Raw genomic sequence first — 20512 nt, 5'->3', positions numbered from 1 at the left:
ATGGGCGTCGCGTCAGTCGCGCGCCCGATCGAGCTTCGGTGCCAGCATCGACTGCACGCCGCGCGCCACACCCTTCCACATCCGTACGTAACCGTCCAGGCCCACGCGCAGCACTTCCTTCAGCCCGCGCAGCGGCGTGTCCGTGCGCGTGCTCGCGTGCCAGTCGAGCCACGCGTCCGCGCGGCCGAACGTGCACTGCACGAGCTGGCGCTCCTGCTCGAGCGTCAGCGCCTCGAAGCTCACGCCGACGTGGGTCGGCGTCACGCGGCTCACGCGCACCGGGAACGGGAACGGCCGGTCGCCGCGCGTCACGCACACCGTCAGCGTGTCGCCGATCGCGAGCGGCAGCCCCGGCACCGCTTCGAGGCCGAGGCCGCCGGTCGAGTAGTCGCTCGTGAAGCACGCGGCCGTCGAGCCGTCGGCGAGCAGCAGCGTCGCCGGCACGCGCATCGCGATCCGGTGCGTGACGCGCACCTGCCTGGTCTCGCGCGCAACCGCCAGCGCCGCGCCGAGCATCGCGAGGTTGTAGACGGTCCAGCCGAGCGTGATCAGGATCGTCGACGCCTCGTCGCCCTGGTCGGCCACGAGCCGCCACAGCCCGGCCGCGATCGCGAGCACGTTCAGCGCGAACAGCACGAGATACGGCTTCGACGTCGACCAGTCGACGTAGCCTTCGTCGATCTTGCCGCCCTTGTCGGTCACATTGAACTTGCCGTGCTTCGGGCTGAAGAACGCGACGGTGGTCGGCAGCGCGATGTACCACGCGAGCACCGATTCGTAGACCTCGGCCCAGAACGAATGGCGATAGCGCCCCTGCATCCGCGAGTTCGCGACGTTCGCGAGCACCAGGTACGGGATCACGTAGCTCGCGAGCGCAATCGACGACGCGTTGATGAAGTACAGGTGGAAGAACAGGTACGCGAGCGGAATTGTCAGGAACACGAGCCGCGGGATCCCGTAGAAGAAATGCAGCATCGCGTTGCCGTAGCAGATCCGCTGGATGAAGCCGAGCCCGCGCCCGAGGAACGGGTTGTCGATGCGGAAGATCTGCGCCATCCCGCGCGCCCAGCGCGTGCGCTGCTTCACGTGGCCCGCGAGGCTCTCGGTCGCGAGGCCGGCCGCCTGCACGGTCGGCAGGTACGCCGACGTATAGCCGCGGCGATGCAGCTTGAGCGCGGTGTGCGCGTCCTCGGTCACGGTCTCGACCGCGACGCCGCCTACCTCCTCCAGCGCGGTGCGCTTGAGCACCGCGCACGATCCGCAGAAGAACGTCGCGTTCCACAGGTCGTTGCCCGACTGCACGAGCCCGTAGAACAGATTGCCCTCGTTCGGGATCTCGCGGAACGTGCCGAGGTTGCGCTCGAACGGATCGGGCGAGAAAAAATGGTGCGGCGTCTGCACCAGCGCGCATTTCGGGTCGCGCAGGAACACGCCCATCGTGGTCTGCAGGAACGAGCGCGTCGGCACGTGATCGCAGTCGAAGATCGCGATGTATTCGCCGTGCGTCTTCGGCAGCGCGCGGTTGATGTTGCCGGCCTTCGCGTGCAGGTTGTCGTCGCGCGTCAGGTAGCCGATGCCGGCCTCGCGCGCGAACGCCGCGAACTCGGGGCGCTTGCCGTCGTCGAGCAGGTACACGCGCAGCTTGCCGGTCGGCCAGTCGATGCTCTGCGCGGCGAACACGGTCGGCTTCACGACCGACAGCGGCTCGTTGTAGGTCGGGATGTAGATGTCGACGCTCGGCCAGCTGTCCGGGTCGTCGGGCAGCGGCACGATCGGCCGGTCGAGCGGCCACGCGGTCTGCACGAAGCCGAGCAGCAGGATCATCCACGTATAGGCTTCGGCGCCGTACAGCAGGTAGCCGGCGACCGCCTCGACCGGGCTGCGGAAATCGAGCGTCTGGGTCGTGCGCCACCACACGTAGCGAAGCGTGGCGAGCAGCGCGAGCGACGCCAGCGCGAGGGTCGGCAGATGGCCCGGCAGGCGGCGCAGCGCGAGCGCCAGCACCGCGACGATCGCGAAGAACGCGAACTGCGCGCCGGGCATCAGCGGCGACATCGCGGCCGCGGCCCACATGAGGCCGCCCGCGCTCAGCAGCAGCGGCGCGAGCCAGCGGTGCCGGCCGACGCCGTTCGCGCGCGCGTCGAGCCAGCCGCCCCAGCGCGCCCACGGCAAACGCTCGAGCTGTGCGCCGATGCGTGCGCCTAGCGCGCGCACCGCGACGTAGACCGGCACGACGAACGTGTCGAACCACGCGAGCGGATCGCGCGCGGGCTGCTCGCCGGCCGCGCGCGGCGCGCGCACGATCGCGCGCCACAGCCATTCACGCGGGCTCAGCGGCTGCAGCACGCCCCACTCGCGCGCGAGCCAGAGGAACGCGGTGCGCGCCCGGCGGCGGACCGGGTCGGGCCGGCCGGGCGGCGGCGCATGGAAGAACAGCCGCACGAGCCAGTCGAGCAGCGTGCGCTCGGCAGGCAGCCCGATTCCGCGCGCGCACCAGTCGGTCGCGCGTCGGACCTTGGCGCGCCAGCGCGACGCGAACGCGGCTTTCATCGCGACGCTCCCGCACGGCCGGCCGCGGCCGCCGTGAGCCACGTATCGACCCAGTTCGCGACGCCGTTCAGGTCGTGCGACGCCTGCGAATACGGTGCGTCGTCGAAGATCCAGCTGCCGCGCGCGAGCGTTTCGGGCACGGCCGCGTCGACGTGAATGCGCTGTTCGAGCATCGACTCCGGTCCCGCAACCGCGCGCAGCATCGCGAGCGCATCGCGCTGCATGTCGCGCGCGGGGTTCAGCCGGTTCACGACGATCTGCAGGTCGCCGCGGCCGGCACGCAGCGCGTCCAGGCGCGCGGCGACGGTCGCGCACGCGGCCGGTTCGGGCGGCACGACGACGAGCGTCAGGTCGGCACGGCGAATCGCCTGCTCGGCCTGCGGCGACGGATAGCGGGCCGTGTCGACCAGCACGACGCCCTCGGCCGGCAGCGCGATCTCGTCGAGCGCACGCGACAGCCAGTCCGGCTCCGCCGCGAGCCGCGCATCGCACGCGGCGGCGCCTGCCGCGTCGACCTGCCCGTACGGCACGAACAGCACGCCGTCGGCATTGCGCCACGTATGCGCGTGCCACGGCGCGGCGTCAGCAGGGTCCGCGAGCAGGCTGTGCGCGAGCCCGTGTTCGGCCAGCGTGTCGAGCCCGAGCGTCGCGCCCATCAGGTTCTGCGCGTCGAACTCGACTGCGACGACCGGCCGGCCGCGGCGCGCGAGCAGCACCGCGAGCGCGCCGGCGAGCGTCGTGCGGCCCGCGCCGCCGGTGGTCGACGTGATGGCGATCGTCTTCATCGCGCGACCTCGTCGGCGCGCTCGGCGTCGGGCAGCAGGCGTCCGCGCAGCGCGATCGGCACGAGTTCGCACGGCACCGCGTCGCGCCGGTGCAGTCCGCGCGGCGCATGAAAGCCGCGGCCGATGCCGAGGTGCTGCGCGACGATCCACACCGGCACCGCGATCGCGATGCCGACGATGAATCCGATGACGAGTTCGGCGATCATGCGCCCTCCGGCTTGCGCAGCGGCATCGCGCTGCGGATGGCGCCGCGCGCCCGCGCGGCGGGAATGTCGGCAGACGGTGCTTGCGCCGCGGCGGCCGGCACGGTTTCTTCGTCGCGCACGGGCTGCGGCGATATATCGATGTTCCGATCGGTCATGCCACCCGGTTCGGCATTCTCCGCGCCCACGCCCTCGCCCGCGCGTTCGGCCGGCACGCGCGTCGCGCCCGCTGGCTTCGCCGTCGCGAACAGGTCGCTGTAGTCGGCGATCGGCGCGCGCCGGTTTTCGGTCTTCAGCGCATCGAGCTCGGTGTCGATGCTGCCTGCCCCGAGACACACGACGCGATCGGACAGCGTATCGACCGGCACGTCGAAGATCCGCGCGAGCGCGTCCTCGGCATCGACCGGTTCGCACGCGAACAGGAACACGTACAGATGCGCGGCGTCGGCGGTCACGACGTCACCGGCACGGCGCGGCCGGCAGTGCCGCAGCGCGTCGACGTGCGACACGCCGGGCAGCAGCGCGATCTTCGCGAGCGTATGCGGCAGCGCGAGCACGGCGCCGCGATCGAGCACCGCGCGAATGCGCAGGCAGAACGCGCCGACCGGCAAATAGCCGAGCACCGAATCGCCGAGCGCGGCCGCGAGCGCCGCGCGATAGTCGGGTGCGACGGGCCGCGCATAGAGCTGCCCGTGCAGCGCGTTCACCGCGGCCTGCATCCGCGACAGCGGCAGGTCGCGCGCGACGACGCGGTTCGCGCCGACGCTCAGCAACAGCATCTCGAACTGCTGGCGCAGCACCTCGCCGCGTTCGACGATGGCGATCTTCAGCGCGCCGCCGCATTGGCGTCGCAGCGCGTGCACGGCCGCGCACAACGCCTCGAGCTGCGGATGCGAGCGGAACGCGAGCACCGCGGTCGCTGCCTGCGCGTGCGCACAGGCAGCGACGACCGCTGCGTTATCCTCGACGATTTCCCAGCCGGCGGGCACGCGGCCCGCATCGTCGAGCGCCGCACGGCTGGCGACGACGCGATCCTCGTCGGTCGCGAGCTTCATTCCGCGCGACGGCTGGACGGCACCGCCGTCGACGATTGCCGCGAGCCGGCCGCCCGGCGCGAAGCGCAGCGGCCGCACTTCGCCGGCCGCGAGCGTGTCGCCCGCGCGCCAGAAATCGACGACCCACAGCAGCTCGCCGTGCGTGCGCTGCAACTGCGCGACGCCCGAGCACACGCCGTGAAAGCCGCTGCGCGGCGCGCGATTCGCGACGCGCACGAGCGGCGGATCGTCGGTGTCGGGAGCGGCGCCGGTGCGCGCGATCTCGGGATCGACCAGCAGCACCAGCGCGATCCGGTGCGTGCGGCACCAGTCGGCGAGCGCGTGCGCCTCTTCCGCGAGCGCGGCCGGATCGTCCCAGCTGAACCAGCGTTGCGCGCCTTCGATGAAATACAGCGAGCGCGTGCGAAAGCCGTAGCGCTTCATCGCGCGCAAGCCGCCCGCGAGCCGTGCGAACGGCGCGGGCGCCGCATGGCGCGGCGCGCCCGGTTCGATCGCGGCATCGCCGTCGGCTGCCGCGGGCACCGAGGCGGGCGGCATCGCCAACACGTTGAGGTTACGCGGCCAGCCGGCCGGCTGCGCGCCGCCCGCGAAACCGCGCGCCTGCATCTGCGCGGCCACGCGCGCCGCGTCGCGTGACAGCACGACCGTCACGTCGCGCGTACGCGACTGCCGCGCGCTTTCCCATACCAGCGCGTCGCACGCCGGCGTGCCGGTGGCCGCATAGACCGCGTACAGGCCGCCCGCTTCCAGTTGCGTCCACGCATCGGGCAGCCCGTCGATCGCGAGCCGGCTCAGCGGGCCGGCGCGGCCGCCGGCCGTGCCCGTGCGCAGCAGCGCGCGCAGGCGGCCCAGCAGGCCGGCGGCGCCGAGCGCGGGACGGGTTGCATCGATTTCCGTATTCACGCGTTCCATAAGCAAGCAGACCCTAGTAATCCGAATAAAGCCGCACCGGCGTCGGCGTGACGAGCCAGCTGCGCTGCGCGCGAGCGTCGAACGCATAGCGCAGGTACACGAGCGCCGAACTCGGCGCATAGTCGTGCGACCGGTCGACATGCAGTTGCGCGCCGACGCTCAGGTGCGGATTCACGCGATACTCGACGATGCCGTTCACGCCGTAGGAAAACGACACGCCGCGCGTCGAACTGCCCGTGTAGACCAGCCCGGCGGCCTCCTGCGCGGCGCGCTGGCCCGCGAAGGTCGGGTAGAACAGCGAATCCTTTTCATAGCTGTTCGAGATCCCGGCCGTGACGGTCAGGTCCCACGACAGCGCGTCGCGCCGCCCCGCCCACTCGATCGGCACGCCGAGCGACAGGTAGCGCTGCGGGCTGTAGTAGCCGCCCTGCCCGTACGTGTAGTAGCGCAGGTTCTGCGCGTAATGCCACGCATTGCCGACGAGCCCCGTGCTCACCCGCATCGTCGCGCGTTCGTACACGGGCACCGTGAAGCCGGAGCGCAGTGTGACTTCCGCGTTGCGCTCGACGTTGCGGCCGGACAGCACGCCCGCGCCGAGTTCCGCGAACAGGTTCACGCGGCCGACGTCGACCGCCGCACGCAGGTTCACGCCGTCGCGGCGCACGCCGCCCCATACCGCACCGGTCCACGGGTCGCGCATCCCCGCATACGACAGCACGCTGCTCGTTTCCGGCCGGCGCGACGCGTTCACGGTGAAGCTCGCCGGGCCCGCGTCGAAGCGGTAGCGCACGCCGCCGACCAGGTAATGCACCGGGAAACCGAGCGGCGACGTGCCGAGATCGACACGCCACGCGTCCGTGCGATAGCCGGCGCCGAGCGCGACGCCCGTCGTCGGCTGGTGCAGGTCGCCGCGCGGATGCGCAATCAAGTCGGCGGCCGACGGATTCGGCGCGAACGGCGCAGGCAGCCCGAGCGGCGCGTTGAGCGCGGCATAGGTTCCGAAGGTCTTCAGCGAATACGCGTTCGGGTCGCTCGTATCGAGCGTGCCCGCGTCCAGATGCACGGTGTCGAGCTGCAGGAACGCATGGCCGTCGTAGCGCACCGGCACCTGCACGTAGATCGGCACCTGCTGCGCGCGGTACGCGGACACCCCTTCGTCGCCCGACTTGTACGCGGGCAGCCAGCCGGTCTCGATCTCCGGGTCGCGCCGCTGCTCGAGATCCGCGAACGCGGCCTGCGCGGGCGTGCGGCCGTCGCGGCCCGGGGTGACGCCGCTCGTGCGTTCCTGCGACAGCGACAGCCGGTACAGCGACGCGGCATCGTCGTAGCGGCCCTGCGCCTCGGCCACGCGCCCGGCTGCCACCGTCACGTCGGCGCGCGCCGGATACGCGGCCTGTAGCGGGCCGGTCACCTGCGCGGCTTCGTCCGGGCGGCGCAGCGCGTTCAGGCGGCGCACGACCGACAGCCGCGTGTCGACGTCGTCGTCCGGCGTGCGCGCGAGCACGCTCTGCACGCGCGCGAGCGCCGCCGCGCGATGACCGCTTTCCTCGTCGATCCGTGCGAGCGCGAGCTGCGCATCGGCATCGTCCGGCGTGCGCGCGACGACGGGCGCGAGCGCGTCGCGCGCCGCGTCGTAGTGCCCCTGCGCGCGTTCGAGGTCGGCCAGTTCCAGTGCGTAGCGCTTGTCCGCGCGGCCGGCCTCGCTCGCACGATCGAGCAGCGTGCGGGCGCGCGCATAGTCCTGCCGCGCGATCGCGTCGTCCGTCTGTCGCAGCACGAGCCGCAGCGACTGATCCTCGATGCGCGCGGTCTGTGCGGCTGTCAGCGCCGGCTCGCGGCGCAGCGCGTCGAGCCACGCGGCGAGCGCGTCGTCGCGCCCGGCGCTGCCGAGCAGATCGCCGTAGCGCAACCGGACGTCGGTATCGGCCTCGCGGGGATGCGCGGCGATCCAGACGCGCAACGGCGCGAGGCCGCGCTCGGGGTCGCCCGCGTCGATCCACTGCGCGCCGATCGCCGCGAGCATGTCGGGATCGTCCGGCGCGCTCGCCTGCGCATGCGCGAGCGACGCGGCGAACGCCGCGCGATCGCCGCGGCCGAGCGCGCCGCGCGCGTCGGCCAGCGCACCTTCCGCGTCGAGCTTGCGCGCGAGCGCACGCATGCCGTCGGAGCGGTGCGCGTCGTCGACGCCCGCGAGCGCGGCCTGCGCGCCGGCGATGTCGTCGAGCGAGTTGCGATACAGCGCGGTCGCATAGCGCATCTCGGGCGTGTCGCTCTGCGCGAGCCCGTCGTCCATCACCGTGCGGCCGAGCTGCGGCAGCCCCATGTCGCGATACAGCCGCGCGAGCGCGAAACGCGTCCACGGCGCATCGGGCGCCGCACGCACCGCGGCTTCGTAGCGTTGCGCGGCCGGCCCGCGTTCGCCCTTGTCGGCGAGCGCGCGCGCCTGGCTGGCGAGCAGGTCGGCGCGCAGCCCGTCGAGCACGCGGCGATCGTCGCGACCCGTCACGCGACCCTGAAGCGCATCGAGCAGCGGGCCGACGCGATCCGCGCGGCCGGTGTTCTCATACAGCATCGCGGTGCCGCGCACCGCCGACAGGGTCGGCGAACGTGCAGCCAGCAGTTCGCGCAGCAACGGCTCCGCGCGCGCCCAGTCGCGCTGCGCGAGCAGCGCATCGACGAGTTGCAGCTTCGCGTCGGGGCTGTCGGGCTGCATCGCGAGTGCGGCGCGCGCCGCGCGCTCGGCATCCTGCGGCCGCCCCGCCGAAGCCGCCGCGCGGCCCTGCGCGAGCAGCCCCCAGAACTGCGCGGTGCGCGCGAGGCCCTGCCACTTGCCGCGCTGGTCGGTCGAGCGCGCCGCGGCGCGCGTGAACAGCGCACGCGCTTCGTCGTGCCGGCCTTCGCGCAGGCGCAGCAGGCCGAGCCCGCCGAGCGCATCGGCGTCGTCGGCACGCGCCTGCGCGGCGCGCGCGAGCAGCGGATCGGCGCCGGCCAGATCGCCGCGCGCGAGCGCCTGCAGGCCGCGCTGCTGCGCGATGTAGTCGGGATCGCGTTCGAGCCGGCGTTGCGCGTCGCGCTGCCGGTCGAGGGTGGCAGCGCGATCGCGGAATTCGGTGTCGTCCGGCACGAGCGCCAGATACGCATGCAACGCGTCGAGATACGCGGGATCGGCGCCCGCGGACTGCAGCACGCGGCGCCACAGCGCCATCGCTTCCGTATGGTCGGTGTCCGCCCGCGTCGCGAGCGACCACGCGATCCGGTTCGCTTCCGCGCGCGTGTCGTCGTGCTGGTTCAGCAGTCGCGCGAGCGCCAGCGCCGCGCTCACGTCCTGCGGGTCGGCCGCGACCGCGCGGCGCAGCGCGGCGATCGCCGGCTCGCGTCCGCCCGGCGCATTCGACACGATCTGGTAGTACTCGGCGCCGAGCGCGCCGGACGGCGCGCCGTTCGGAAACAGCGCGACGATCCGCCGGGCCGCTTCGTCGGCGCGGCCGCTGCGCGCGAGCAGGCGGATCTGCGCCATCTCGCCGCGCCCGCTCGTCGCGACGCGGTATTCGTCGGCCGCCCGCCGCGTGCCGGGCGCCGCGGGCGCCCGCGCCTGCAGGCGTGCCAGCGCGGCCTGCGCGCCTTGCGCATCGCCGAGCCTCAACAGCACGCGCATCTGCTCCGCGAGCAGTTCGGGATCGTCCGGCGCGATCAGGAGCCCCTTGCGCAGCGCGTCGCGCGCGAGGTCGTCGCGATGCTTCGCGCCCCACATGCGGGCGGTCGAGAGCTGGCGCTGCGCGTCGGCCCGATCGATCGTGGCTGCCGCCGTGGCCGGCGCGGCTTTCGGCGCGACGGTTTTCGGCGGCGGAGCAACGGCGGCGGCGGTGCCGGCAGCCGCGGCCGGCGCCGCCGCGCAGACCGACGACGCGAGCCACGCGAACCCCGCGACGCGCGGTGCGGTGCGCTTCATCGGGCCACGCATGGACGCCCCTCCCAGCGCGCGTCGAGCGATCCGTCCGCGCCGAACCGGTAGCGGCCCTCGCGCCAGCCGAGGCCGAACAGCGTCAGCACGCTCGTGTAGTAGCCGGGCGCCGACTGGCGCGCGAGCGTATCGACCCGCGCGGCCTGCGCATCGGCGAGCGCACGCTGGCCGCGCGCGTCGAGGAACGGCACGGCCGCCGCGGAGAAGCCGCCGTTGCCGTCGTTCGGCCCCGCGACGCCGGTCGTCGTGTCGACCTTCTCCGGCGGCGCGCCATGCGCGGCGATGTAGTCGGCAAACGGTGCGAACCGCGCGAGCAGCGGCGCGGCGAGCGGATCGGCGCGATCGAGCATGCCGGCCCACAAGTACACGCGGATCGCGTTGTACGCGCTTTCCGCGCGGGTTTGCGGATCGGGCCCGAAGCCGGCGCCCGCGCGATACAGCGCCCAGTCCGGCGAAAAGCCCTTCGGCGCGGTGTCGAGCAGCACGCGGCCGGTGCTGGCCGAGAGCGCGGCCCAGCGCCGATCGTCGGGCAGGCGCGCGGCGAGCCCGCGGATCAACTGCGGCGGCGAATAGCTCGGGTTCACGCGCCATTGACCGTTGGCCAGCTTGAAGCCGGTCGGCCCGGGCAGCAGCGTGAGGCCGAGGCCCGGCACGCTGGCCGTCTCGTCGTCCAGCACGCGCTTCGCGAGCAGCGCGCCGCGCGCCGTGTAGCTGCGCTCGCGCCACAGCCGGCCGGCTTCGACGAGCGTGTACGCGATCCACAGGTCGGCGTCCGACGCCGCGTTCGCATCGAGCACGCGCCATGCGCCGTCCGGCGCGCGGCCCCACAGCCACGCCGGCAGACGGGCGCTCAGGTCGCCCTGCGCGAGATTGTTCTCGGTCCATGCGAGGATCGTGTCGAACGTGCGCCGGTCGTTCGCGACCAGCGCGAAGAACAGTCCATACGCCTGCCCCTCCGATACCGTGCGCGAATCGGCCGAGCCGACGTCGATCACCCGGCCGTCGGCCGACACGAAATCGCGCTTGAACGCGTCCCAGCGCGGCCACGCCGCGCCGCACTGCGCGTCGGCCGCGCCGCTTTGCGCCGCCTGCGCGCGCCCGGCGGTCGCGGTCGCCGCGCACGCCGCCGCGACGGCCAGCACGAGTGTCGTGCCGACGCGCCGCGCCGGCCGCGTTGCCCGTCGCCTTGCGAATGCCCACGCCATCCGTTACATCCCCCGTCGACGCGCGGCGATTCTCTGCAGCACGCTGAACACGCCGAGCGCGAGCAGCAGCCCCGCGGCGACGCCGACCACGCCGAGCACGACCGGGTGCCGCGCCGCCTGCGTCCACACGCGCGCATACCACGGCACGAAGCCGACCACGTACGGCTCGCCCACACGGAGGCTGTCGACCTGCCCCGGCCGCACCAGCGCGAGGTCGCCCTGCAGCTGCGACACGAGGCCCGGCTTCTCGAATACGTCGAGCAGATCGGCCAGGCGCGTCTGGTCGGTCGCCGTCAGCGCGACGACGCTGCGTCCATGGCTGCCCGGCAGCTCGAAGCCGGCGAGCGCGGCGAGCGAGCCCGTCTGCTCGATATGCGCGCCGCCGTCGGCCATGCCGATGCCGTTGCGCCAGCGTTCCTTCACCGAGAAGGCGACCCGCGTCGCGCCCGTGCCGCCCTGCTGGTCGATCGTCAGCGGCAGCGCCGCGCGCCAGTGCGACAGCAGCGGCGACGCGGGCGAGCCGTCGATCACGAGCAGGTCCTTGCGGCCCGCCAGCGCGGCGACGTCGCCGGGCCGCGCAACCTCCACGCGCAGCGCCGGGAAACCGGTCCACTGGCCCATGTGGCCGAGCATCGTCAGGTAGGCTTCGAGCTCCTGCGGCGACGGTCGGTCCGGGATCACGACGGCCGTCTGCGACAGGTCGGCGAAGCGCGTGAACGGGAAGCCGCTGTTCGCGAAGAACGCGAGGTTCGGCAATTGCGCGTAGTGGACGAAGTGCGAGAAGTCGATCGTCGAATCGGGATCGATCGCCGCGCGCTGCGGCCCGGTCGCGGTGCTCGAGCAGAGCCCCGTCTTCTGCGAATCGAGCGTGAAGCGGAACTGCAGCTGATTGCCGCTGCCGACGCGAAACGCCGGGATGTCCACATCGCTCGTCACGCGCCCTTCCGGCACCGCGAGCAGCGGCAGCTGCATCCGCCCGCGCGCGTCTTCCGCATGGGCCGGCCCGAGCCGGTACGACTTCACGAGCTGTTCGTTGATCTCGACGGCGAGCGTCGAGTCGTCCTGCACCGTCGGCGCCGTATAGCGGTAGCGCAGCGTGATCGGCACGCCCGAGCCGTTCCACGAATGGAGATCGGCCGGCACGCGCAGGTTCAGGCGGATCGCGTCGGGCGTCGTGCCGCGCACTTCGAGCTCGCGCGGGTCCGACACGAGCTCGCGGAACGTGATCGGCCGGTTCACCGGCAGCCAGCGCGGCGCGTCGTACGGTTTGCGGGGCGCGCCGAGATCGACGTGCGCGACGGTGGCCGCCGGGCCCGACAGCGCCGCACGGCCGAGCACCAGCGCCGCGACCGCGTCGTCGACCTCGGCCGCCGTGCGGCCCGTCACGACCAGCAGCTTGCGGCCTGGCGCGGCCGGGTTGTCGGCCACCGCGAGCAGCGGGCCGTTGACCGACGGCAGCGCGAGGCCGGCAGGCAGCGTCGCGGCCGTGCCGACCACCACCGCCTGATCGTCGGCCGGCAGCGTCGTCGCGACCGGGAAGCGAGCCTGCCGGTAGTCGGCCTGCGCGCCGAACCACGACGCGAGCACGCCGGCGCTGCGCAGCGTCGCCGAATCGGGCGAGGCCGGCAGCACGAACGGCAGCCGCAGCAGCCCGTTGTCGCGCCGGTCGAAGAACGGCGCGGGCAGCAGCGCGAGATCGTTCGGCAGGCGCAGCGGCGATTCGTCGAGGATCAGTTCGCTCGTCGGGCTCACGTCGGCCCACAGCGCCGAGTTCGACGGGTCCTCGCAGTGATCGAGCGTGTAATGCGCGATCAGGCGCAGGCCGATCTGGTTGAAATCGGAGAAGTAGCGCGGATCGATCGGGATGTCCTGCGTAACCGTGCGGCCCGCGCGCGTCGCGTCGAACGGGACCGTCGCGATCACCTCGCCGTTCATCGACACCTTCAGGTGCGACATCGGGAACACCAGCGACGGCGAATACGCGTAGGTCAGACGCAGCCGCGCGCCGGTGACCACGCGGTCGAGCCGCACGCCCGCGTTGATCGTGCGCGCGTCGTCGGCGCCGCGCAGGCGCATCGGATCGAATGCGCCGAGCGACGCGAACGGCAGGTGCACGGTCGTCGTCGGCTGCCCGGCGGACACTGCGCTGGCGGCGCTCGGCACGACCGCGCCGCTGGCGGGCGACGGCGCGGCCGGAGTCCCGGCGGACGCCGACGCGGCGGCAGGCACCGCCGGCATCGGTGCGGCCGACAGCGCGGCTGCATGGAGCGCGCCGAACGTAGCCACCGACAGGACGAACAGCGAAACGGCCGGCTTCATGCGCGGCTCCGCATCGTCGTGATCATCCGGTTATCAAGCGCGTCGCGACCGACGCGCGCACAGCAGCTATGCCCGCGAGTGCACATCCCCACTGCTTCCCCTCAATGTCTGGCCTGAATGCAATTATCGAAACGACGCGGCGAACTCTTGGGCTGCCGGTTCGTCAGACGGTGCGCGCGCCTGGCACAGGCGCTCGCACATTCGTCACACTATCTCAAAATCAGGGCGAAACTCACCGTGATTCGCGCTGACGAAGCGAAAAACAACTCAATTCGGTCGGAAATGCTGCGCGCCGCGATTGAATGGCAAGAATTACGCCGTTGCTGCCTGCCGGACCGACCGGCATACTGCCGGCGCGCCGGACTGGCCGGTCGAACACCCGACTACCGGCCGAATGCCGGTTGCGACCCCTTGCGGGCCGCCCGGAATGCGCTGCCGCGCGAGCGGCGCGTATGCTACCGCAAGCTCGCGCCGAGTGCCGCGCTTTCTTCATGGAAAACTGACTTGGATCAATTCGTCGACACCGCCACGCCGTCCCCCGACACGCTGCTGCGCATCATTGCCGCGCAGGCCGAGATCGCGAAACTCGGCCTCGATCTCGGCAGCGTGATGGCTTACGTGACCGAACAGGTGCCGCAGCTCACGGGCGCGAGCGGCGCGGCGGTCGAATTCGCCGAAGGCGACGACATGGTGTACCGCGCCGCGTCGGGCTCCGCAGCCGGGATGCTCGGGCTGCGGCTGCGCCGCTCGGGCAGCCTGTCCGGCCTGTGCGTGACGCGCGGTGAATTGCTGCGCTGCACGGATTCGGAAACCGACCCGCGCGTCGATCGCGACGCGTGCCGCCGGGTCGGGCTGCGCTCGATGCTGGTGATGCCGCTCACGCATGCGGACACGACGGTCGGTGTGCTGAAGGTGATGTCGCCGGACGTCGACGGTTTTTCGGCCGCCGACGCCGGCACGCTGCGGCTGATGGCCGACCTGATCGCCGCCGCGATGTTCCACGCGGCGCGCAACGAAGCCAACGAGCTGTACCTGCGCGCGACGCACGACGCGCTCACCGGCCTGCCGAACCGCGCACTGTTCTACGACCGCCTGCGCCAGTCGATGCACACGGCGCTGCGCGCGAACGGCCGGCTCGGCATCCTCAACATCGACATGGACGGGCTCAAGCCGATCAACGACGGCCTCGGCCACCGCGCCGGTGACGCCGCGCTGCGCGAGATCGCGATGCGGATGCTCGGCGCCGTGCGGCGCTCGGATACGGTTGCGCGCGTGGGCGGCGACGAGTTCGCGGTGATCCTGCCGAACGTCGGCGGCCGCGACGACGTCGATGCGCAACGCGCCCGGCTCGCGCGGAAGGTCGGCGAGCCGTTCGAATTCGACGGGCATCCGCTGCGGCTCGGCGTCAGCGTCGGCATCGCGATGCTGCCCGACGACGGCACCGACATGAACGCGCTGATCGAACATGCGGATCGGGAGATGTATGAGGTGAAGCGCACGCGGACGCGGCGGGCGGCGCAGGTGTGATGCGAAGGCGGAATGTCGCGTCGCCCGTTTCGGCATCCGGCGAAACAGAAAGCAGATCGACATGCGATGACAGCAATATGTAATTTTATGGTTATCATTGCGATCCCAAGCACCGACACGCCCGACATCATGTGGCGCAACCGAGCAGGCAAAGAGTACGCGCCTTTGTCGCTCGATCGGTTCGCCACTTCACGCAATGGATCATCTGCTTCCGCACTACGAACGAGAGCTTGGCCTGCTGCGCGCATCAATTGCCTCCTTCTCGGCGCGCTATCCCAAAATTGCCGTCCGCCTCGGGATCAACGGAGACCGCTCTGAAGATCCGCATATCGAGCGAATGCTGCAGTCATTCGCGCTTCTTGCCGCGAATATCGGCACTCGGCTCAGTGACGAGTATCCCGAATTCACCACGTCGCTCGCAGGCATGCTGTGCCCGCAATACCTGCGACCGGTCCCGGCATGTGCGATTGCCCGGTTCGACATCGGCGACGTGTTCGACAAGCTGACCGAACCGTCGTCGATTCGCCGCAACACCGAACTCTCGAGCAAAGCGGAGGACTGCCGCTTCCGTACTGTCTACGACGTTACGCTTGCGCCCATACGCATCGAGCACGCGCGGTACGGGCCGGCAACCAGCGTTCCGTCTTATGCGGTATTGCCACCGAGCACATCCGGTCTGCTCTCGATCACTTTCGCGGTTACGCGGCCTGATTTTCGTATCGCGTCCATTCCGAGTCCGCTGCGTGTGCATATCCACGGTGCTGAGGACGTCGTCGCCACGATCCTCGATTCGATGACAATGCGGACCGCGGCAGCGTTCGTCGAAGACGCGCAACAGCGGTGGACCGCATTGCACGCTTCGCCGCTTGCACCGGTAGGCCACGACGACACCGAGCGGCTGATCGAGGAGGACGACGGAGCCCCGGCCCTGCGATTGCTCGGCGAATACTTCGCATACTCGAAAAAGTTCGATTTCGTTGACGTCGATCTCGGTGCGTTGACCGATGCAGCAGGCCCGGATCACAAACTGACGCTGCACCTCGCGATCCGCGGCGTACATCCGGACTCCCGGGAAGCCCAGCGGCTGGGCGCGTTGTCGGCAGATAACCTGAAGCTCTTCTGCACGCCGATCGTCAATTTGTTCCGGCTAACGTCGGTGCCGCTCAAACGAGACTCGCTGACCGGCACGTATCCGGTGCAGTCGCAGAACACCGATGCAGCGCAGGTCGCGATCTGGTCTGTCGACACGGTACGCGCCACGACAGACGTGTCGAGGGCGGCTGTCATTCCGCCGTTCACGTCGCTCATGCATGGCGGTGTCAGCGGGCCGACCGGCCCCTACTGGATTTCCGTCCAACGCGCAGCGACGACTTCTTCGGGAAAAGCCGAGGCTGCGATCAGTCTGGTCGGACTCGATGGTCGCCCTGCGTCCGACACCGGGATCGAGCAGATCACCGCGAACATGACGTGCACGAACGGCGATCTCCCCCGGACGATACGGGCGAGTGCGCCCAATGGCGATCTCGTCAACGAACAAGGCGCAATCGTGTCGCGCATCGACATGCTCGACTCGCCCACTGCGGTTGCCCGTCTACCGCAAGAAGGCGACGCCGTATGGCGGCTCATCGCGCAACTCGCGCCGCATTCGATCGAACTGACCCGTTCGGGGCTTGCAGAATTGAAACGTCTGCTCCGCCAATTTGCGGTGCAGTCGGGCACGCACGCGAACCTGATCGATGGATTGACGAACCTGGGTCATCGCGTCAGGCAACTCTGGCTGTCGGGAGAGCCGATGCCGAGCTTTGTACGCGGCCTGGAGGTGACGCTGACCGTTGACGAACAGGCGTTCGCGGCAACGAGTCTGAATGCGTTCGTCGGTGTGATGGAGCGTTTTTTCACTGCACATATGTCCGCAACGAATTTCGTGCAGTTGGTCGTCATGTCCGCCAACAACGGCAGGGAAATTTGGCGTTGTGCGCCACGACCGGGAGCGACGCCGCTCGTCTGATCTCGCCGCGGTGCGACAAGTCTTGCGGAACGGTCGAACGGTCACCTATGCCGATCAGACGAGGCTCGAAATCAAACAACATCCACAAGTCGCGCGATGGCCGTGCCGGGCAATCGGAATGCCATCGTCAGTCATCGATTCGTCGCCCTCGACGATCAGGTTCGGTTTGATCTCGGGATGCTGCGGACACGTCACTTCGTCGCCCTTGCGCGCCACGAATCGGCCGTCGAAGCGCATCTTCGACGAACCGGTGATTACCTTGCCGCCATGGTCGGTGTCGTCGCCGACACGGATGAGATTCATCATGAATTCGAGTCCTTGCTCGTAACGTGATCCGGATGCTGGTCAGTAGCGGAAATACAGGATGCCCAGCGCGGCGGGGTCGCCGGGTTTCTTGTCCTTCTTCGTGATGGCCGGGAGATCGATATTTTTGACGTCCTTCCAGCCGAATCCTTCAAAGATTCCTTCGGCCAGACGAACGAAGCCCATCATTTTTCGGGCAACGCGATAGGTAATGAACCCATAACCCAGCGCCGACACCAGAGTTCCCAGCGAAATCGATATAAGAAGATTTTCAACCGGCATTCCACCCCTCAACATCAAAAAACATGCCGATATAAAATATAGTACAGCCATTGCCGACACAAAGAAGATCCCACCCCACTTAAACGACGCACGATAATGTGCAAAGCGACCTCTACTACAATGCGGATGAAGTGCAACGATTTTATCCGAGAGTCGCCGTATACCAAACGCCTGCCACGTACCACCGAAACGCTCTGCAACAACCTCTACTTCATCACCTTCCGAAAATATCGACCACCACACCCAGGCCCTGATCGAATCACCATTAAGATCAAATTCAAGCAAATCTGCTTCCTCAGTAGTGTCCATCGCCATACCACTCAACCCGACTGCAACAGTGCCTAGACCGGCCACGCCAGCAGCAATCGCGGTCGCGCCCATCTTGGCGCGGTCCGCATCGCTAAAGAAGAAGTCTTGACTGCAGCGAGTCTTGCGAAGGTTGCAGAGGCGCCCGCGCAGCAACTGAGACTGCGGTCGTGATATGAAGTTAGTAGCGGAAATACAGCACCCCCAATGCGCCCGACTCGCCTGGTTGCTTATTCTTCTTCGTGATGGCTGGGAGATCGATGTTTTTAACATCCTTCCAGCCGAATCCCTCGAAGATTACCTCGGCTAACCGAACGAAGCCCATCATTTTTCGCGAAACACGATAAGTGATCAGCGAGAAAATTGCAGCAGTTCCCAGGCTCCCCAGTGCGCACCCTATAAGCAAACTATCGATTGGAGCTCCACCTTTGAAGATCGCAAAGCAAGCAATCATAAAATATGCCACGACCAGTGCCGACGCGAGAAATATGCCTCCCCATTTGAACGACGCTCGATAGTGCGCATAACGCCCCCGGCTACAATGCGGATGAAGGGCAACAATTTTGTCCGAGATTCTACGGATTCCAAAAGCTTGCCACGAATTATCCCAACGCTCAGCGACAACCTCGACCTCGTCACCTGCTGAAAATATTGACCACCAAACCCATGCTTTAACAGGTTCTCCTTCGAGATCGAATTCGAGAAAATCCGCCTCTTCAGCAGTATCCATTGCCATACCACCCAGCCCAACAGCAACTCCGCTCAACCCAACCTGACCGACCGCAATGGCCGTCGCCCCGATCTTGGTGCGGTCCACATCGGTAAAGAAGAAGTCTTGGCTACAACGCGTTTTGCGCAAATTGCAGATGCGCCCGCGTAGCAACTTCGACTGCATTCGCGACGTGACATTAGTAGCGGAAATACAGCACCCCTAATGCGCCCGGCTCGCCTGGTTGCTTATTCTTCTTCGTGATGGCCGGGAGATCGATATTTTTAACGTCCTTCCAGCCAAATCCCTCAAAAATTCCTTCGGCCAGCCGAACGAAGCCCACCATCTTACGGGCAACGCGATAAGTAATGAACCCGTAGCCCAGCGCCGACACCAAAGTCCCCAGCGCGCATGATATGATCAAATTCTCAATTGGCACGCCGCCTTTAAAAATAGCGAAGCACGCAATTATAAAATATGCAAAAAAGATCGCAGCCGCAAAAAATGCCCCGCCCCATTTAAATGAAGCTCGATAATGAGCAAAGCGACCTCGACTACAATGCGGATGAAGCGCCACAATTTTGTCCGACAATCGCCGGATGCCGAATGCCTGCCAAGTATCACCCCAACGCTCAGCCACAATCTCGACCTCGTCACCTTCTGAAAATACTGACCACCAAACCCAAGCCTTCACCGACCTCCCTTCAAGCTCGAACTCAAGCAGGTCAGCGTCTTCGGTAGTATCCATTGCCATACCACTTAGTCCGACGGCAACTCCACCGAGGCCGACCAAACTGGCTGCAACTGCCGTCGCGCCCATCTTGGTGCGGTCCGCATCGGTAAAGAAGAAATCCTGACTGCAACGCATTTTGCGCAGGTTGCAGATACGCCCGCGCAGCAACTTCGACTGCATTCGCGACGTGACATTAGTAGCGGAAATACAGCACCCCTAATGCGCCCGGCTCGCCTGGTTGCTTATTCTTCTTCGTGATGGCCGGGAGATCGATATTTTTAACGTCCTTCCAGCCAAATCCCTCAAAAATTCCTTCGGCCAGCCGAACGAAGCCCACCATCTTACGGGCAACGCGATAAGTAATGAACCCGTAGCCCAGCGCCGACACCAAAGTCCCCAGCGCGCATGATATGATCAAATTCTCAATTGGCACGCCGCCTTTAAAAATAGCGAAGCACGCAATTATAAAATATGCAAAAAAGATCGCAGCCGCAAAAAATGCCCCGCCCCATTTAAATGAAGCTCGATAATGAGCAAAGCGACCTCGACTACAATGCGGATGAAGCGCCACAATTTTGTCCGACAATCGCCGGATGCCGAATGCCTGCCAAGTATCACCCCAACGCTCAGCCACAATCTCGACCTCGTCACCTTCTGAAAATACTGACCACCAAACCCAAGCCTTCACCGACCTCCCTTCAAGCTCGAACTCAAGCAGGTCAGCGTCTTCGGTAGTATCCATTGCCATACCACTTAGTCCGACGGCAACTCCACCGAGGCCGACCAAACTGGCTGCAACTGCCGTCGCGCCCATCTTGGTGCGGTCCGCATCGGTAAAGAAGAAATCCTGACTGCAACGCATTTTGCGCAGGTTGCAGATACGCCCGCGCAGCAATTTCGACTGCATTCGTGACGTGACATTAGTAGCGGAAATACAGCACCCCCAATGCGCCCGGCTCGCCCGGTTGCTTATTCTTCTTCGTGATGGCCGGGAGATCGATATTTTTAACATCTTTCCACCCAAATCCCTCAAAGATTCCCTCGGCCAGACGAACAAAGCCCATCATTTTTCTCGAGATCCGATACGTTATAAATGCAAAACCGGCCGCCGACACCAGGCTGGATATCAGGCATCCGATTATCAGATTTTCAATTGGGACACCACCCTTGAAAATTGCAAAGCATGCAAAAATGAAATACATGATCATCAGCATCGATAAAAAAATCATCCCACCCCATCTAAATGAAGCTCGATAGTGTGCGAATCGGCCTCGACTACAGTGCGGATGGAGCGCCACAATTTTGTCTGAAAGTCGTCGAATACCAAAGACCTGCCAGACATCCCCCAAACGCTCAGCAACAACCTCTACCTCATCTCCCTCTGCAAACACAGACCACCATACCCATGCCTTCACTGGCTTCCCATCAAGATCAAACTCGAGCAGATCAGCCTCTTCGGTGGTATCCATTGCCATCCCGCTCAGCCCTACTGCAACACCTCCCAAACCGACCAGCCCGGCTGCAATCGCAGTTGCGCCCATTTCAGTGCGATCAACTTTGCTGAAAATAAAATCACTGCCACCTCGCGTCTTACGCAGGTTTTCAATACGACCGCGCATTTTGACAACAGATGAATCTTTCAATTCGATCATAT

The 20512-nt window shown here is 67.5% G+C and carries 15 protein-coding genes; 2 read left to right on the top strand and 13 right to left on the bottom strand.

Annotation, left to right across the window (positions count from 1 at the left end):
* Positions 1–12: 12 nt before the first annotated feature.
* Genes bcsA through bcsB form a run of 7 tightly spaced genes read right to left on the bottom strand, consistent with a single transcriptional unit; the run spans position 13 to position 12990 of the window.
* Positions 13–2550 carry a UDP-forming cellulose synthase catalytic subunit gene (gene bcsA / locus FFI87_RS06925; RefSeq protein WP_138847878.1) on the bottom strand — a complete coding sequence of 846 codons (2538 nt, stop codon included), beginning with the start codon at positions 2548–2550 and terminating at the stop codon, positions 13–15.
* A complete protein-coding gene (gene bcsQ / locus FFI87_RS06920; RefSeq protein WP_138847879.1) occupies positions 2547–3335 on the bottom strand; it encodes a cellulose biosynthesis protein BcsQ in 789 nt (262 codons plus the stop codon). The genes bcsA and bcsQ overlap by 4 nt, the downstream gene beginning before the upstream one ends.
* Positions 3332–3541 (bottom strand): hypothetical protein, encoded by a 210-nt coding sequence (locus FFI87_RS06915; RefSeq protein WP_138847880.1) that lies wholly within the window; start codon positions 3539–3541, stop codon positions 3332–3334. The genes bcsQ and FFI87_RS06915 overlap by 4 nt, the downstream gene beginning before the upstream one ends.
* Positions 3538–5496 (bottom strand): cellulose biosynthesis protein BcsE, encoded by a 1959-nt coding sequence (gene bcsE, locus FFI87_RS06910; protein ID WP_186381715.1) that lies wholly within the window; start codon positions 5494–5496, stop codon positions 3538–3540. Before bcsE ends, FFI87_RS06915 begins: the two co-directional genes overlap by 4 nt.
* Before the next feature lie 22 nt (positions 5497–5518).
* Entirely contained in the window at positions 5519–9466 is a 3948-nt protein-coding gene (locus FFI87_RS06905) for a cellulose synthase subunit BcsC-related outer membrane protein (protein WP_138847882.1), read from the bottom strand.
* Positions 9451–10671, bottom strand: coding sequence for a cellulose synthase complex periplasmic endoglucanase BcsZ (gene bcsZ / locus FFI87_RS06900; protein ID WP_138847883.1), 1221 nt, complete (start codon positions 10669–10671; stop codon positions 9451–9453). The genes FFI87_RS06905 and bcsZ overlap by 16 nt, the downstream gene beginning before the upstream one ends.
* A gap of 3 nt (positions 10672–10674) precedes the next feature.
* Positions 10675–12990, bottom strand: coding sequence for a cellulose biosynthesis cyclic di-GMP-binding regulatory protein BcsB (gene bcsB / locus FFI87_RS06895; RefSeq protein WP_138847884.1), 2316 nt, complete (start codon positions 12988–12990; stop codon positions 10675–10677).
* 504 nt (positions 12991–13494) lie between these two features.
* On the opposite strand from bcsB, the gene FFI87_RS06890 reads away from it, so the two are divergent.
* Both FFI87_RS06890 and tssF read left to right on the top strand, forming a co-directional pair.
* The gene (locus FFI87_RS06890; RefSeq protein WP_138847885.1) at positions 13495–14517 is read left to right on the top strand and encodes a sensor domain-containing diguanylate cyclase; all 1023 of its coding nucleotides are present in this window, start codon (positions 13495–13497) and stop codon (positions 14515–14517) included.
* Between the two features lie 196 nt (positions 14518–14713).
* Positions 14714–16525, top strand: a complete 1812-nt coding sequence (gene tssF, locus FFI87_RS06885; RefSeq protein ID WP_138847886.1) for a type VI secretion system baseplate subunit TssF — start codon at positions 14714–14716, stop codon at positions 16523–16525.
* A gap of 54 nt (positions 16526–16579) precedes the next feature.
* Here tssF and FFI87_RS06880 read toward each other — a convergent pair whose 3' ends face one another.
* The 6 genes from FFI87_RS06880 to FFI87_RS06855 are packed head-to-tail and all read right to left on the bottom strand — an operon-like array spanning position 16580 to position 20510.
* Positions 16580–16831 (bottom strand): PAAR domain-containing protein, encoded by a 252-nt coding sequence (locus tag FFI87_RS06880; protein ID WP_138847887.1) that lies wholly within the window; start codon positions 16829–16831, stop codon positions 16580–16582.
* Between the two features lie 39 nt (positions 16832–16870).
* Entirely contained in the window at positions 16871–17593 is a 723-nt protein-coding gene (locus tag FFI87_RS06875; RefSeq protein ID WP_175710119.1) for a putative type VI secretion system effector, read from the bottom strand.
* A gap of 4 nt (positions 17594–17597) precedes the next feature.
* A complete protein-coding gene (locus tag FFI87_RS06870; protein ID WP_138847888.1) occupies positions 17598–18311 on the bottom strand; it encodes a putative type VI secretion system effector in 714 nt (237 codons plus the stop codon).
* A 13-nt stretch (positions 18312–18324) separates the two neighbouring features.
* Positions 18325–19038 (bottom strand): putative type VI secretion system effector, encoded by a 714-nt coding sequence (locus FFI87_RS06865; protein WP_138847889.1) that lies wholly within the window; start codon positions 19036–19038, stop codon positions 18325–18327.
* A 13-nt stretch (positions 19039–19051) separates the two neighbouring features.
* Positions 19052–19765 carry a putative type VI secretion system effector gene (locus FFI87_RS06860; RefSeq protein ID WP_138847889.1) on the bottom strand — a complete coding sequence of 238 codons (714 nt, stop codon included), beginning with the start codon at positions 19763–19765 and terminating at the stop codon, positions 19052–19054.
* Between the two features lie 13 nt (positions 19766–19778).
* A complete protein-coding gene (locus FFI87_RS06855) occupies positions 19779–20510 on the bottom strand; it encodes a putative type VI secretion system effector (protein WP_138847890.1) in 732 nt (243 codons plus the stop codon).
* Between the last annotated feature and the right edge of the window lie 2 nt (positions 20511–20512).

Source organism: Burkholderia sp. KBS0801 (genome assembly GCF_005937855.2).
GTDB lineage: Bacteria > Pseudomonadota > Gammaproteobacteria > Burkholderiales > Burkholderiaceae > Burkholderia > Burkholderia ambifaria.
The sequence above is the reverse complement of the archived record's forward strand: the minus strand, read 5'-3'. Positions and strand labels throughout refer to the sequence as shown.